This is a genomic window from Bowmanella denitrificans (assembly GCF_002887595.1).
Lineage (GTDB): Bacteria > Pseudomonadota > Gammaproteobacteria > Enterobacterales > Alteromonadaceae > Bowmanella > Bowmanella denitrificans.
Genome location: NZ_PEBU01000014.1, coordinates 73,187 through 87,619, shown reverse-complemented (window position 1 = coordinate 87,619; position 14,433 = coordinate 73,187). Strand labels below are relative to the sequence as shown.

General features: G+C 51.8%; 15 protein-coding genes. 12 read left to right on the top strand and 3 right to left on the bottom strand.

Annotated elements, in window-relative coordinates:
- Nucleotides 1–5 precede the first annotated feature (5 nt).
- From fliH to flhB, 12 genes are all read left to right on the top strand, one after another.
- A complete protein-coding gene (fliH, locus tag CSR04_RS21075; protein WP_102798317.1) occupies nucleotides 6–785 on the top strand; it encodes a flagellar assembly protein FliH in 780 nt (259 codons plus the stop codon).
- Nucleotides 786–883: 98 nt separating this feature from the next.
- Nucleotides 884–2,218, top strand: a complete 1,335-nt coding sequence (gene fliI, locus CSR04_RS21070; protein ID WP_102798316.1) for a flagellar protein export ATPase FliI — start codon at nucleotides 884–886, stop codon at nucleotides 2,216–2,218.
- Entirely contained in the window at nucleotides 2,218–2,664 is a 447-nt protein-coding gene (gene fliJ / locus CSR04_RS21065) for a flagellar export protein FliJ (protein ID WP_102798315.1), read from the top strand. Before fliI ends, fliJ begins: the two co-directional genes overlap by 1 nt.
- 139 nt (nucleotides 2,665–2,803) lie before the next feature.
- Nucleotides 2,804–4,741, top strand: a complete 1,938-nt coding sequence (locus CSR04_RS21060) for a flagellar hook-length control protein FliK (protein WP_102798314.1) — start codon at nucleotides 2,804–2,806, stop codon at nucleotides 4,739–4,741.
- A gap of 67 nt (nucleotides 4,742–4,808) precedes the next feature.
- Nucleotides 4,809–5,339 (top strand): flagellar basal body-associated protein FliL, encoded by a 531-nt coding sequence (gene fliL, locus CSR04_RS21055; RefSeq protein WP_102798313.1) that lies wholly within the window; start codon nucleotides 4,809–4,811, stop codon nucleotides 5,337–5,339.
- 9 nt (nucleotides 5,340–5,348) lie between these two features.
- On the top strand, nucleotides 5,349–6,407 hold the full coding sequence (gene fliM, locus CSR04_RS21050) for a flagellar motor switch protein FliM (protein WP_102798312.1): 1,059 nt from the start codon (nucleotides 5,349–5,351) through the stop codon (nucleotides 6,405–6,407).
- A gap of 67 nt (nucleotides 6,408–6,474) precedes the next feature.
- Nucleotides 6,475–6,876 (top strand): flagellar motor switch protein FliN, encoded by a 402-nt coding sequence (fliN, locus tag CSR04_RS21045; protein WP_102798311.1) that lies wholly within the window; start codon nucleotides 6,475–6,477, stop codon nucleotides 6,874–6,876.
- On the top strand, nucleotides 6,836–7,282 hold the full coding sequence (fliO, locus tag CSR04_RS21040) for a flagellar biosynthetic protein FliO (protein WP_102798310.1): 447 nt from the start codon (nucleotides 6,836–6,838) through the stop codon (nucleotides 7,280–7,282). Before fliN ends, fliO begins: the two co-directional genes overlap by 41 nt.
- Before the next feature lie 28 nt (nucleotides 7,283–7,310).
- A complete protein-coding gene (gene fliP, locus CSR04_RS21035; RefSeq protein ID WP_425427713.1) occupies nucleotides 7,311–8,024 on the top strand; it encodes a flagellar type III secretion system pore protein FliP in 714 nt (237 codons plus the stop codon).
- Nucleotides 8,025–8,034: 10 nt separating this feature from the next.
- Nucleotides 8,035–8,304, top strand: coding sequence for a flagellar biosynthesis protein FliQ (gene fliQ, locus CSR04_RS21030; protein ID WP_102798308.1), 270 nt, complete (start codon nucleotides 8,035–8,037; stop codon nucleotides 8,302–8,304).
- Between the two features lie 157 nt (nucleotides 8,305–8,461).
- Nucleotides 8,462–9,241, top strand: coding sequence for a flagellar biosynthetic protein FliR (gene fliR / locus CSR04_RS21025; protein ID WP_102798307.1), 780 nt, complete (start codon nucleotides 8,462–8,464; stop codon nucleotides 9,239–9,241).
- Nucleotides 9,242–9,310: 69 nt separating this feature from the next.
- On the top strand, nucleotides 9,311–10,435 hold the full coding sequence (flhB, locus tag CSR04_RS21020) for a flagellar biosynthesis protein FlhB (RefSeq protein ID WP_102798306.1): 1,125 nt from the start codon (nucleotides 9,311–9,313) through the stop codon (nucleotides 10,433–10,435).
- Between the two features lie 278 nt (nucleotides 10,436–10,713).
- Here the strand turns inward: flhB and CSR04_RS21015 are convergent, their stop codons facing one another.
- The 3 genes from CSR04_RS21015 to CSR04_RS21005 form a co-directional block, all read right to left on the bottom strand.
- Nucleotides 10,714–11,331: a hypothetical protein gene (locus tag CSR04_RS21015; RefSeq protein WP_102798305.1), complete on the bottom strand. Its 618-nt coding sequence runs from the start codon at nucleotides 11,329–11,331 to the stop codon at nucleotides 10,714–10,716.
- A 38-nt stretch (nucleotides 11,332–11,369) separates the two neighbouring features.
- On the bottom strand, nucleotides 11,370–12,665 hold the full coding sequence (gene eno / locus CSR04_RS21010; protein ID WP_102798304.1) for a phosphopyruvate hydratase: 1,296 nt from the start codon (nucleotides 12,663–12,665) through the stop codon (nucleotides 11,370–11,372).
- 78 nt (nucleotides 12,666–12,743) lie between these two features.
- A complete protein-coding gene (locus tag CSR04_RS21005; protein ID WP_102798303.1) occupies nucleotides 12,744–14,375 on the bottom strand; it encodes a CTP synthase in 1,632 nt (543 codons plus the stop codon).
- Nucleotides 14,376–14,433 lie beyond the last annotated feature (58 nt).

The window sequence follows — 14,433 nt, the reverse complement described above, 5'->3', positions numbered from 1 at the left end:
TGTGGATGAGCGGTTCCAAAGTCCTTAAATATCAGTCCCAGGAGCAGGGTGTACGCACCTGGGAGCTGCCTTATATGGAAGATACCCAGCCCGAACCGGATAAAACCAACGCCATTAACCGCAGCAGCGAATGGAAATACGAACCCCCCGAGCCTGAAGAAGAAATTCTGCCTCCCACTGCGGAAGAAATCGAGGCTATTCGTCAGTCTGCTTATCAGGAAGGCCTGGAAGAAGGCCGTCAGGCGGGCCACGAGCAAGGCTTGTTGCAGGGGCGCGAAGAAGGGCTGAGCGAAGGCCGTGAGCAAGGTCTGGCCCAGGGGCTGGAAGAGGGCAGGCAAAGTGGCCTGGAGGAAATGCAGCAGGCGGCCACCATCTGGCAGGAACTGGCGACCAGGTTAACCAAGCCGGTTACGCAGGTGGACAATCACCTGGAGCGCGAGCTGGTGGAACTGGCGGTGTCTTTAGCCCGGGCGGTGATCCGAACAGAAATACAAAGCAACGAAAATGTGCTGCTGCAGGCCATTAGCGAAGGGTTAAAAGTGCTGCCTATTCAGGAACGTCGCTATCAGATGCATATGCATCCGGAAGACATCGCCCTGGTAAGGCGCCATTTTTCTGACGAGCATATTGAATCTCAGCATTGGCAGTTTATTGAAACCCCCAATATGCAGCGTGGTGGCTGCGATATCGTTACTGATACCAATGCGGTGGATGTCAGTATTGAGCGACGGGTGCGTCAGGTCCTGGATAAATTTTTGCTGGAGCAAGGCTTAGACCGGCAATAATGCGGGCTACGGGCTACGGGCTACGGGCTTCCCAAACATTAGCCCCTGTAGGTCGGACTTAAGTCCGACAAAAACACCTAAACAGACTAAACAGGTACATCTTGCAAAGCCTTAAAGACAAAATCGCCGCCTACCGGCAACAGGTTCCCCAGGCACAAACCGTGGCAGCAGGCAAACTGGTACGGGGCATCGGCCTGACTCTGGAAGCGGTAGGCTGCCAAATGCCAGTGGGCAGTCAGTGTCTGGTACAAACCATCGATGGCGAAATAGAAGCCGAGGTAGTGGGATTTGCCGAGAATATCACCTACCTGATGCCTACCGAGGCGGTTCGCGGTATTGTGCCCGGCTCCAGGGTTCAGCCATTGTCCCGTGAGCAGGGCATTGGCGTTGGCATGGAGCTTTTGGGCCGTGTGGTTGACGGTAATGGTCAGCCCCTTGACGGGCTGGGTGCCATCAAAGTGGAAAAGCGCATTCCGCTTAGCCGCGCGCCGATTAACCCCTTATCTCGCCGCCCTATCAATCAGCCACTGGATGTGGGCGTACGCTGTATCAACTCGTTGATCACCGTGGGGGTCGGACAACGTATGGGGCTGTTTGCCGGCTCCGGGGTGGGTAAAAGCGTGCTCATGGGCATGATGACCCGCGGCACCAGTGCTGATGTTGTGGTGGTCGGTTTGGTGGGGGAGCGGGGCCGCGAAGTGAAGGAATTTATTCAGGATATCCTGGGTGAAGAAGAGCGGCAAAAGTCTGTAGTGGTGGCCGCACCCGCGGATACCTCGCCTTTAATGCGTTTAAAAGGTTGCGAAACGGCGGTAGCCATTGCTGAGTATTTTCGAGACCTGGGCATGAATGTACTGCTGCTGGTGGACTCACTGACCCGCTACGCCATGGCGCAGCGTGAAATTGCCCTGGCAGTGGGGGAGCCTCCTGCCACCAAAGGGTATCCACCATCGGTGTTTGCCCGCCTACCGGCATTGGTGGAACGCGCCGGTAATGGCAGCGACAAGCAAGGAGCGATTACCGCCTTCTTTACCGTGCTGACCGAGGGGGATGATCTGCAGGATCCTATCGCCGATTCGGCCAGGGCGATACTGGACGGGCATGTGGTGTTGGCCAGACGTTTGGCTGACAGTGGCCACTATCCAGCCATTGATGTTGAAGCTTCAATCAGCAGGGTAATGCCCATGGTGGTCAGTGACGAGCACCTGAAAGCCGCCCGGCGGATTAAGCAGGTTTACTCTAACTACCAACAGAATCGTGATCTAATCAGCATCGGCGCATATAGCCGGGGCTCAGATCCACGAGTCGACTTGGCGATTAAGGCCGAGCCGGTGATCAACAAATTTCTGCAGCAGGAAATGAAGCAAGTGCTTCCTTACGATGAAAGTCTTGAAGACATGGCATCTCTGGCCAAAGGACTGGGAGAAGGCTGATGTCTACACGCCAGTTGCAGCAAGTGGCCAGGTGGGAGCAGGAAAAGGAAGATAAACTGGCTAAGGATTATCGTCTCGCCGAGCAAAATGTGCAGGCCAATGTGCAAAAGCTGACCGGTTTGCAAAATTACCGTCTGGATTACCTGCGCCAACTACAACAACGCGCTAACCAGGGACTGGGTGCCACGTCTTTTGCTCAGCATCAGGCCTTTATTGATAAGTTAGACAAGGCTTGTGCTCAGCAAAATCAGATGATTGCCAATGCCAGGGCGGTGGCGCAGCAGCGCCGCGGGTTATGGCTGAAACAGCAACAAAAGCGTAAAGCGGTGGAAATGCTGATTGAAAAAAAGCATCAGCAGGCCCAACAACTAGAAAACCGGCGTGAGCAGGCCTTGCTGGATGAAGTTGCGTTGCAACGTTTTGTGCGCAGAAAGGCGCAGGAGTAAGCCAGCCAAGGCTTGAATGCGTAATCCTACCAACTTGGAGCGCTACTTGCATAACACTGGCTACGAACTAACGCATTATCTACCAAAGGCCCCAAAGTAAAAGGCTGATGGCTTTAAACCTAAGTTCTGGAAACGCCCTATGATGCAACAAGTTGCCGCCGCCAATCCCAAACTTGCCGCCCCTGGCGCAGTGGCTGATGACAATGAGCAAATGCTTGAAAGTGGTCAGGCAGACATTTTTCGTCAGCAGTTAAGCTTAGAGCAAGGCAAGGGCCGACACAGTGTTGAGCCCGTGCGAAAGGGCGGCCCGGAAAAACCCGGCTTCGAAGTCACCGAGCGTGATAACAAGGAAAGTCGTCAGACCGAAACTCTGTCAAAAAGCGAGACAACTGAGTCCGACAAGGCCAGTATCCCCGCCGCTGAAGAGGCTGATAAACAGTCTGAAAAAGGCGATGCGATTGTTATTGATGCACAAAAAAGTGCGGATAAAGGGCAGACTGAGTTGTCATCATCCACCAACGAGCAGCCAGAGGAAGGGGCGATATCAACGCCGCAAGGCGAACCGCAGGCGGATGATTGGCTGAAGTTAGTTTATCAACTGGTGTTGCAGCAGACAAACACGACCGTAGAGCAGGAGCCAAGCGAATCACAAGATGATGTGTTGCAGGTTGGTGCGACTGAAAACAATGTCGATGGCACCGGCACTGAAGCCGACTGGACTGAACAAAATTTAGCTCTACTGGAACAGCTTGGGTTAAACCCTGATATTCTTCAGCAACTCCTGACGCCAGAGCAACTAACCGAGTTTAAACAGTTTTTGACGCAGATGCCGCCACAGTCAGATGATGTGATGTTTGCCAATGTGTTAGTAACCCTGGCAAATATGTTGGAAGATGGTGAAACGCCAGAGATTCCGCTAGCGCTGTTTGACGCAAAGGGCTGGCAGCAGTTAACCAACCTGGCTGGTGAAAATCTGGTGAAGGCGCTGGCGCCTGAACAGATCGCCAAGTTGCCACTGATAACCCCACAACAACAGGTCGATTTACCGAAAGGCAATGTGCAGGACGGAACCATTAAGCTGACCGAGCTTAAAGCTGCGCTTCTTAGCCCTGAGGGGGAAAAGGTCAGCAGAGAGCAGATTTCAGCCGCTGATGATGCAATGAAGCAATCCGAAAAATCGTTGCACAGCGCTGAAACTGCCGCAGATAAAGCTAAAGTACCCTCAGCTGTAAAACCGGTTACTTTACAGGAGCTGGTTCAGTTACCCGAAAAAGATCTGGATAAGCGACTCACCGAGCTAGCCGAGCGACTGCCGGTTAAGCAGCAAGGGCCACAAGCCGTGCAAGATTTTGTTGCCAGTTTGAAAGCCGGTATTGCCGAATTTAAAGCGCAGTTACAGCAAGGGCGTGAACCTGGCCTGGATTTGCAAAGTCTGGTGCAAGCCAGCTTAAAAGAACAAGGCATCAAGATCCCACAACCTGTGCTACAGCCCGAATTGCAGCGTTTTGCAAGTTTAATGGAAAGCCAGGTCAGTCAACGGCAGGACGCGTTTGACCCCAGTCTCAGAGCTGTAGCAGAGCGACAAGTGGCGGCTGAAACCGCCCATGCACAAGTAGAAAGCAGCAAAACAGCCAATGCATCCTCTAATAGTGTCCTGGATAAGGCCATTAATATCGCTAAGCCCGAGGCCGCAATACAACTGGCAGAGCGAGTGCGGATGCTGGTGAATCAAGGCAATATGAGTGCCGATATCCGTCTCGATCCACCGGACCTTGGCTCTATGCAGGTGCGCATTCAGATGCATGGCGACCAGGCCAGCGTGAACTTTGTGGTGCAATCACAGCAGGCCAGAGACATGCTTGATCAGGCGGTACCCAGATTGCGAGAAATGTTGGCGGAAAAAGGTATTGAACTTGGGCAATCATTTGTTCAGCAGGAAGGTAAGGGTGAACAGTTTGCCCAGCAGCAAGGCCAGTCTGATGGCGATGAGCCACAGCAGTCCTTAAATGAACAACAAACAATACATGATATACCGATATCTAATGGCCGACTGGGTGGAATCGACTATTTCGTTTAACACAATTGCTATTCCCTGTGTGACAGATAAGATCAGTAGCCATACAGGTAACTAAATTGGATTGATAATGGCGGAAAAAGAACTGGAGCTGGAAGACGGCGGTAACAAAAAAGGCAAGATGATGATTATCATCATCGCCGCTGCCGTATTAGTCATTGGTGGCGCCGCGGCGTTTTTCCTGCTGGGTGGTTCAGATGAGCCAGCGATGGATGAGCAGGCCATGAGCCCTACGCCAGGGGCCAGTGACGGCGCGCCTGCTGCCAATAGTGCTTCGTTAGGGTCAGCTTTGTATGTTGCTATGCCAAGGCCCTTTGTATTTAACGTGCCTGGTACCGGCCGTGACCGCCTGGTGGAAATCAAGGTGCAGCTGTTGGTACGCGGTGCCGATAATGAAGAACAGGCCAAGATGCATATTCCTATGATAGAAGGCACACTGCTGAGAGTGTTTTCCAGTGCCAATGCTGATGATTTGGTCACCGAAGCGGGTAAAATTGCCCTGCGTGAACAGTCCATCAAAGAAGTGCGCAAGGTGATGCAGGAGATAGCCGGCAAGGACGTGGTGTCGCAGGTGTTATTTACCGGTTTTGTAATGCAATAGGATTAACAGGTGAGCGATTTATTATCCCAGGACGAGATCGACGCGCTGTTACACGGCGTTGATGAAGTCGAAGAAGAAGAGATAGACAGCGGAGAGGGCGGTGGCTCGGCGCTGGAGTATGACTTTTCTTCTCAGGACCGTATTGTCCGTGGCCGTATGCCGACCCTGGAAATCGTTAACGAACGTTTTGCCCGGCATATGCGGGTCAGTTTATTTAATATGATGCGCCGCAGTGCCGAAGTATCGATTAACGGCATTCAGATGATTAAGTTTGGTGAGTACGTACATACCCTGTTTGTACCTACCAGCCTGAATATGGTGCGCTTCAGGCCACTCAAAGGCACGGGCCTTATCACCATGGAAGCCCGCCTGGTATTTATTCTGGTGGATAACTTCTTTGGTGGCGATGGCCGCTATCATGCCAAGATTGAAGGCCGGGAGTTTACCCCTACCGAACGACGTATTATCCAGATGTTGCTCAAGCTGATCTTTGAGGATTACAAAGAAGCCTGGGCGCCGGTCATGGACGTGTCATTTGAATACCTGGACTCGGAAGTTAACCCGGCCATGGCTAACATCGTCAGCCCCACCGAAGTGGTGGTGATCAGCTCTTTTCATATTGAGTTGGATGGCGGCGGCGGTGACTTCCATGTGGCGCTGCCTTATTCCATGCTGGAACCCATTCGTGAGTTGCTGGATGCCGGGGTGCAAAGCGACAAGGAAGATACCGATCTGCGCTGGAGTAAGGCACTCAGGGATGAAATCATGGATGTGCAGGTGGAAGTGTCTGCCACCCTGATGGAAATAGAACTGTCTTTACAGGAAGTCATGGACTTGCAGGAAGGTGATATTATTCCCATCGAGTTGCCGGAGCATGTGGTGATGTTTGTCGAGGACTTACCGACCTTCCGCACTAAAATGGGCCGTTCCAGAGACAACCTGGCGCTGAAGATTACCGAGAAAATACCAAGACCGACCTCTGTGAAGTCAGAACTGCAACTGTTAACCAAAGGCGGACGGCGACTGGACAGCGACGCCGAACTGGCCAGCCTGGAAGACGATTTATAACGCCGGTTTTCGGCATGATTTTTTGCATCAGGGCTGCCCTGGTGCCAATTGAAAGTGAGGTAGCGCGATGAGCACCGAAAATGATGACGCAATGGACGACTGGGCGGCGGCCATGGCTGAACAGGCCGAAGCTGAGGCCGGTGATGACAATGTACAGGTAGCCGAACTGGACGAATTGCAGGACGATGCGCCTATTACCGGCGAAGAAAAGCGCAAACTGGATACCATATTGGATATTCCGGTCACCATCTCTATGGAAGTGGGGCGCAGTCACATCAGCATCCGAAATTTGTTGCAGTTGAACCAAGGCTCTGTGGTGGAATTGGACCGGGTAGCCGGCGAACCTCTGGATGTGCTGGTAAATGGCACGTTGATTGCTCATGGAGAAGTAGTAGTGGTCAACGACAAATTCGGAATTCGCTTAACCGATGTTATCAGCCAAATCGAACGTATTAAAAAACTCAGATAAATCAAAGGCCAAGCTGTATCTTTGCGGCTTGGCCTGGCTCTCTTCCCCCGCTTTTGCCGACAACAAACCCCTAAGTAGCCCCGTCGATTATTTGTCGATTCTGCTGTCACTGGCCTTAGTTATTGGCCTGGTGTTTATGCTGGGCTATCTGTTGCGCCGGTTTAATGTCACTCAAACCGGCAGTGCACAAATGAAAGTGGTGGGCTCCATGGCCTTAGGTACCCGCGAGCGTATATTGGTGATTCAGGTTGGCGAGGAGCAGCATATGCTTGGCGTCACGCCGCAAAATATTAATCATCTGGCCCGTTTGCAGACAAATCTGGACACGCCAGCACCATCGGGGGAGAGTTTTAAGCTCAAGCTTGGCCAACTGATGCAGGGCCAGAAGGGGAAAGATCATGACTAGGCTATTGATTACGGTATTGGCGCTGGTGATGATACTGAAGCCTGACTGGGCCTGGGCCAATCCAGGTGTCAAAGCCTTGACCGTCACCACTAACCCGGATGGCAGCCAGGATTACAGCATGACACTGCAAGTGCTGGCGATTATGACGGCGCTAAGCCTGATCCCAGCCTTTGTGATGATGATGACCTCGTTCACCCGCATTATTGTGGTACTGTCGATTCTGCGGCAGGCTATCGGCCTACAGCAATCGCCTTCAAACCAGATCCTGATCGGTGTCAGTCTGTTCCTCAGCTTGTTTATTATGGCGCCGGTGTTCGACAAGGTGAATGAAACTGCCCTGCAGCCCTATTTAAATGAAGAAATTACCTCCATTGAGGCCTATGAAAGAGCCAAAATACCGATGCGGGCTTTTATGCTGTCGCAAACCCGGGTCAAAGATTTAGAAACCTTTGTGGAAATCGGCGGATACCAGGGCCAGTTCCAGAGTCCTGAAGAAGTGCCGATGAATGTGCTGATCCCTGCGTTTGTGACCAGCGAATTGAAAACCGCCTTTCAAATTGGCTTTATGCTGTTTATTCCGTTTTTGATTCTGGATTTGGTAGTGGCATCGGTATTGATGGCCATGGGTATGATGATGCTGTCGCCCATGATCGTCGCGCTACCCTTTAAATTGATGCTGTTTGTGCTGGTGGATGGCTGGAATCTGATCTTCGGCACCCTGGCTAACAGTTTTGGTATGTAGGGGGAATCTGATGAGCCCGGAAGTCTTTGTTGACGTATTACGCGAAGCCCTGTTTATGGTGATTCTGCTGGTGTCCGCTATTATCCTGCCCAGCCTGTTTGTGGGGCTGATAGTGTCGGTATTTCAGGCTGCCACCTCCATTAACGAACAAACCATCAACTTTTTGCCACGTTTAATCGTTACCTTACTGGCCTTGTCCTGGGGCGGCCACTGGCTTACCGGGCAACTGATGGATTTCTTTTTTGAGATGGTCAATCGTATCCCGGAAGTGGTGGGGTAAAAGTGGTCAGTATGCAGTGTGCAGTCGGCAGAGATGCTGTAGTTAATAGCTCAGTAGGTCGAACTTCAGTTCGACACAACAAGCACACATTGCCGCACAAGTTAAGCCATATAACCCTTAACGTCGGGCGCAAGCCCGACCCACATATGGGCGAATAATGGAAATTCTTTCTACCACCATTACCCAATACCTGGCGGATTTGCTGCTGCCCTTTATGCGTATCAGCGGCATGTTTGCAGCTATGGTGGGGATTAGCGCCAAAACCTTACCTCCGCCGGTCAGGGCTTTGCTGACCTTATTCTTGACCGTACTGATTATGCCGGTAGTGCCACCCGTGCCCATTGCCGAAATGGTATCGGTGGGGACTTGGTTGATGGTGATTCAGCAGCTCCTGATAGGTATCGCTATTGGCTTTATTTCTACTTTGGTGCTCAACACTTTTGTGCTGGCGGGGCAAATCGTCGCCATGCAAACCGGTTTGGGTTTTGCGTCAATTGTGGATCCGGTCAATGGTATCAACGTGCCGGCGGTGGGGCAGTTTTATCTGATTCTGGCCACCTTGTTGTTTTGGGCGCTGGACGGGCACCTGGCGATGATCAAAATGATTGTGCTGAGTTTTGAGGCATTTCCTGTTGGTCCCAGCACATTAAGTCCCGAGCAATTCAGGGAAATCGCCCATTTTGCCGGTTGGATGTTTGTCGCTGCCGTGACCATTTCCCTGGCGCCTATTGTGTCATTGCTGATTATTAACCTGGCCTTTGGGGTGATGACCAAAGCGGCACCGCAGCTCAACGTATTTACTATTGGTTTTTCCATTGCGCAGATCGTTGGTCTGATCATTATCTGGCTGACCATGGATAACTTCACCTACCATTTTGAACAGGAATGGGAGCGTGCCCAGTTATTTATGTGCCAGCTTCTGCGGGTCTGCCAATGACACCCTTTTATTTGCTAAATCATCGCGATCATCAGGTGCAGTGCCTGAACCCTTATCAGGAGTGCCCTAATGGCTGATGCACATGAGAAAACAGAAGACCCCACGTCGAAAAAACTCGAACAGGCGCGTAACAAAGGCCAGATTGCCCGTTCCCGCGAGCTGTCTACCACCCTGGTTTTAATTGGTAGTGCGGCGGCACTGATTTTTCTTGGCCAAAGTATCGGGGGGGCATTGTTTCGGGTGATGCAGCGTATGTTTACCTTATCCCGTGATGAAACCTATGATGCCAACCATATGTTCCAGGCCTGGGGCAGCAGTGTCCTGGAAATAGCCGGCCCGGTGCTGTTTTATATGGTGATTGTGACGATCGCCGGAATCTACGGCAGTATTGCCCTGGGCGGCTACAACTTTACCTGGGAATCAGCCAGTCCCAAGGCCAATAAGATTAACCCGATTAACGGCTTAAAGCGGATGTTCGGTCCTAATGGTCTGGTGGAACTGCTTAAAGCCCTGGCCAAATTCATTATTGTGGCGGTCAGCACTTACCTGGCCCTGCGACTGTTCAGCCATGAAGCGCTGCATTTGGATATGGAACTCTACCCACGCAATATTATGCATGCGTTGGAGTTACTTGGCTGGGCGTTTTTAATCATCTGCTGTGCCATGATCCCTATTGCGGTATTTGATGTGCCTTATCAGAAGTTCAAACATGATAAGGAAATGAAAATGACCAAGCAGGAAGTAAAGGACGAGCGTAAAAATGCCGAGGGTAACCCCGAGGTGAAAAGCCGTATCCGTCGCCTGCAATTCCAAGCTGCGGCCCGGCGTATGATGCAAAAAGTACCGGAAGCCGATGTCATCGTCACTAACCCCACGCACTTTTCGGTGGCGCTTAAGTATGATCAAAATGGCACCCGTGCGCCGGTGTTGGTGGCTAAGGGCATTGATGAACTGGCCATGCATATTCGTAAAATCGCCAATGCCCATCAGGTACCTATTGTTGAATCGCCGATGCTGGCAAGGGCTATCTACTACTCCACCGAGGAAGATCGGGAAATTCCTGAAAAGCTGTTTATGGCGGTCGCCCAGGTACTGGCTTATGTGTACCAGTTGAAAAACTGGAAGAAAGGCCGGGCTAAACGACCTAAGCCACTGGCTAAAGAGTTGCCTATTCCACCTGAGCTGCGGCGTTAGACTGGGTTGGCACTTTGACTCACTCTCTGGCGCTGTTCACTTGATTCTATTTAACCTCTGACGACTTAAACCCGTCGGACTCACGTCCGAGACCTGGGTGTTTATCTGAGTTTTTGCTGTCGGAATAAATTCCGACCCACTGTGGGTTGGGCTCAAGCCCAACAACTAGAAAATGCCAAACCCTGTCTGGTTTATTGGGGACTGTTCAGTTGTGAGCTGATGGCTAGAGGGTGTTCAACGCTCTGTGTCAGCTTAAATTGTCATCATTTAAAAACGGGTTAAAGCGGTTGTTTAAGGCTTTTCCAATTAATCTGGTTGGCCAGGCGCAGTTCGCGCAGGCTTAAGGTGCGGGGCAGGGACTTGTGGGCGTGTTTCCAGCTATGGCCACAACAGGCGGCGCTCAGGGTTGTTTTGCCTGGCACCAGCAGGGCTTTGTCGACGCTATGTGGCTGCGGCAAGCCGTCTAAATGAAACCAGCCATGTTTGTTCAGATGCAGTCTGTCGTTCTGCAGTTCCAGACGGTCGATGCTGTCCAGCTCCAGATGTTCAATACCCAGGTGATGCTGCCAGACCGGCACGGGCAGGCCAAAACAGGCATGTTGTTTAAACCAGTGCAGTGTATCGATTTTATCTTTGCCCTGGGGGCAATGCGCGCTTTGCCTGGCCTGCCAACTGGCGTTATGAATATCCAGTTGTAAGGGGCCGGCATGTTGCAACATACCTGCGGCAACTCGCTTGATATGATGACTTAAGCCTTTAAGACGGCGTTGTAGTAGTGACAGACTGGCGTTTTGAGACAGGGCAAGGAGCTCGCGTTCATACAGAGCATTGCACAGCTCCGCATACTGCAACTGTGCTTTGTCATCGCGAAAAATATCGGTTTGATTGGACTGCATAAGGATGCAAAAAGGGGGCCGCTGCCCCCTTTCTAATCTCAGGCCTGGCCTTTGATTTCCTTGCGGCCATGATAGGCCACATTGCCAGCCAATTGCTCTTCGATACGCAGCAATTGGTTGTACTTGGCAACGCGGTCAGAACGGCACAATGAACCGGTTTTAATTTGGCCAGCGGCGGTACCCACTGCCAAATCAGCAATAGTGGCATCTTCTGTTTCGCCGCTACGGTGCGAAATCACTGCAGTATAACCGGCGTCTTTGGCCATACGAATGGCTTCCAGGGTTTCGGTCAGTGAACCAATCTGGTTAAATTTAATCAGAATGCTGTTAGCGATGCCGTTGTCGATACCGCGCTTTAAGATCTTGGTGTTGGTCACAAACAAGTCGTCACCCACCAACTGCACCTTGTTGCCAATCTTCTTGGTCAGGCTGGCCCAGCCGTCCCAGTCGCTTTCGTCCAGACCGTCTTCGATAGACACGATAGGGTACTTGGTGGTCAGTTCAGCCAGGTAATCGCCGAAAGACTCTGAGTCAAATACTTTGCCTTCACCTTTCAGGTCGTATTTGCCATCGTGGTAGAACTCGGAGGCCGCGCAGTCCAGCGCCAGGGTCACGTCTTTATTCAGCTCGTAACCGGCGGCAGCAATCGCTTCAGCAATTACGGCCAGGGCTTCTTCATTAGATTTCAGGTTAGGAGCAAAGCCACCTTCATCACCCACGGCGGTATTCAGGCCTTTAGCTGACAACACCTTTTTCAGGCTGTGGAAGATCTCGGCACCCATACGCAGGGCTTCACGGAAGCTGGCCGCGCCCACAGGCTGTACCATAAACTCCTGAATGTCCACGTTATTATCGGCGTGCTCACCACCATTGATGATATTCATCATTGGCACCGGCATGCTGTACTGACCCGGCGTACCGTTCAGTTCGGCAATATGCTGATAAAGCGGAATGTTTTTATCCATGGCGGCGGCCTTGGCGTTGGCCAGTGACACGGCCAGAATGGCATTAGCACCCAGTTTCTCTTTGTTTTCGGTGCCATCCAGCTCAATCATCACGGCATCAATAGCTTGTTGATCGTGGCTGCTTTTACCCAGCAGGGCTGCCTGGATATCATTATTCACTGCAGCGACGGCTTTTAATACGCCTTTGCCCAGGTAACGGCTTTTGTCACCGTCACGCAACTCCAGTGCTTCACGGGAGCCGGTGCTGGCACCACTGGGTGCACAAGCGCGGCCCCAGGCTCCGCTGGCCAGATAAACTTCTGCTTCAACCGTGGGGTTACCGCGTGAGTCCATCACTTCGCGGCCAATAATCTTACTGATTTGTGACATTGTTGCCTCTGAATATAAAAGATAAATCGCCCGGCTGGGCGATATTATTATTCGCTCAGGCGTAGCAGGCTACGCCCATCAATTATTGCTTTTATGATGTTGCCCGGCGGCGGCCACAAACCCTTCAAATAAAGGATGACCATCGCGCGGGGTAGAGTTGAACTCAGGGTGGAACTGGCCGGCGACAAACCATGGATGATCATCTATTTCGATGATTTCGACTAAACGCTTGTCGGTGGACAATCCCGTCACTTTCAGACCCGCTGCCTCTATTTGTGGACGCAGGTTATTGTTTACTTCGTATCTGTGGCGATGACGCTCATAAATCGTCTCGCTGCCGTACATGGCATGCACTTTACTGCCTTTGATCAAATGGCACAACTGGCTACCCAGTCGCATGGTACCACCCAGATCGGAATTTTCGGTGCGGGTTTCGGTGCTGCCGTCGGCATCCAGCCACTCGGTAATCAGGCCTACCACCGGGTTTGGCGTACTGGTATCAAACTCGGTGCTGTTGGCATTCTCAAGACCAGCCACATTACGGGCGTATTCAATCACTGCCACTTGCATACCCAGGCAGATACCCAGATACGGTACTTTATTTTCACGGGCGTAGCGGGCCGCGGCAATCTTGCCTTCAATACCCCGTTCACCGAAACCGCCGGGCACCAGAATAGCATCCAGGCCAGCCAGTAAGTCTGTGCCTTTGCTCTCAATGTCCTGCGAATCAATATACTGGATATTGACCGTCAGGCGATTTTTTAACCCGGCGTGCTTTAATGCTTCATTCACTGACTTGTAGGCATCCGGCAGCGCCACATATTTGCCCACCATGCCAATGGTCACCTCGCCATTGGGATTGGACTCGGCATAAAGCACCTGCTCCCATTCTGCCAGGTCGGCTTCCGGGCAGCTCAGGCCAAAACGTTTAACCACTAATTCATCCAGGCCCTGAGATTTCAGCATGGCTGGGATGCGGTAGATACTGTCTACATCTTTTAAGCTGACAACCGCTTTGTCTGCCACATTGGTAAACAGGGCGATTTTTGAACGTTCGTTGGCCGGTAACTGGGCTTCGGAGCGACAGACCAGAATATCCGGTTGAATACCAATGCTGCGCAGCTCTTTCACTGAGTGTTGAGTCGGCTTGGTTTTCACTTCTCCAGAGGCGGCCATATAAGGCACCAGGGTCAAATGCATATACATGGCGCGCTCGCGGCCAATTTCAGTGCCTAGTTGACGAATAGCTTCCAGGAAGGGCTGGGATTCAATATCGCCCACTGTGCCACCAATTTCGACAATGGCCACATCCACACCTTCGGCACCTTCAATCACCCGGCGCTTGATTTCATTAGTAATATGCGGAATAACTTGAATGGTGGCACCCAGATAGTCGCCACGACGTTCGCGTTTGATCACTTCTTCATACACCCGACCGGTGGTGAAGTTGTTGCGGCTGGTCATGCGGGTGCGGATAAAGCGTTCGTAATGGCCCAAATCCAGATCGGTTTCGGCGCCATCATCGGTAACAAACACCTCACCGTGTTGAATTGGGCTCATAGTGCCTGGATCCACGTTGATATAAGGATCCAGTTTCAGCATGGTTACTTTCAGGCCCCGGGCCTCCAGAATAGCAGCCAGGGAAGCGGCAGCAATACCTTTACCCAGTGATGAAACCACACCACCCGTCACGAAAATATAGTTTGTCATGCGAAACCTAAGACTTGGGAGTTAATCGAAAATCCATGCCACAACGCAAAACCATCCA

What these genes read in the sequence shown, in the direction of transcription:
- fliQ (WP_102798308.1), top strand. Translation starts at nt 8,035, where the DNA reads ATGAGCCCGGAAGTCTTTGTTGACGTATTACGCGAAGCCCTGTTTATG.
- eno (WP_102798304.1), bottom strand. Translation starts at nt 12,665, where the DNA reads ATGTCACAAATCAGTAAGATTATTGGCCGCGAAGTGATGGACTCACGC.
- CSR04_RS21060 (WP_102798314.1), top strand. Translation starts at nt 2,804, where the DNA reads ATGATGCAACAAGTTGCCGCCGCCAATCCCAAACTTGCCGCCCCTGGC.
- CSR04_RS21005 (WP_102798303.1), bottom strand. Translation starts at nt 14,375, where the DNA reads ATGACAAACTATATTTTCGTGACGGGTGGTGTGGTTTCATCACTGGGT.
- fliH (WP_102798317.1), top strand. Translation starts at nt 6, where the DNA reads ATGAGCGGTTCCAAAGTCCTTAAATATCAGTCCCAGGAGCAGGGTGTA.
- CSR04_RS21015 (WP_102798305.1), bottom strand. Translation starts at nt 11,331, where the DNA reads ATGCAGTCCAATCAAACCGATATTTTTCGCGATGACAAAGCACAGTTG.
- fliP (WP_425427713.1), top strand. Translation starts at nt 7,311, where the DNA reads ATGATACTGAAGCCTGACTGGGCCTGGGCCAATCCAGGTGTCAAAGCC.
- fliO (WP_102798310.1), top strand. Translation starts at nt 6,836, where the DNA reads ATGTTATCAGCCAAATCGAACGTATTAAAAAACTCAGATAAATCAAAG.
- fliR (WP_102798307.1), top strand. Translation starts at nt 8,462, where the DNA reads ATGGAAATTCTTTCTACCACCATTACCCAATACCTGGCGGATTTGCTG.
- fliJ (WP_102798315.1), top strand. Translation starts at nt 2,218, where the DNA reads ATGTCTACACGCCAGTTGCAGCAAGTGGCCAGGTGGGAGCAGGAAAAG.
- fliL (WP_102798313.1), top strand. Translation starts at nt 4,809, where the DNA reads ATGGCGGAAAAAGAACTGGAGCTGGAAGACGGCGGTAACAAAAAAGGC.
- flhB (WP_102798306.1), top strand. Translation starts at nt 9,311, where the DNA reads ATGGCTGATGCACATGAGAAAACAGAAGACCCCACGTCGAAAAAACTC.
- fliN (WP_102798311.1), top strand. Translation starts at nt 6,475, where the DNA reads ATGAGCACCGAAAATGATGACGCAATGGACGACTGGGCGGCGGCCATG.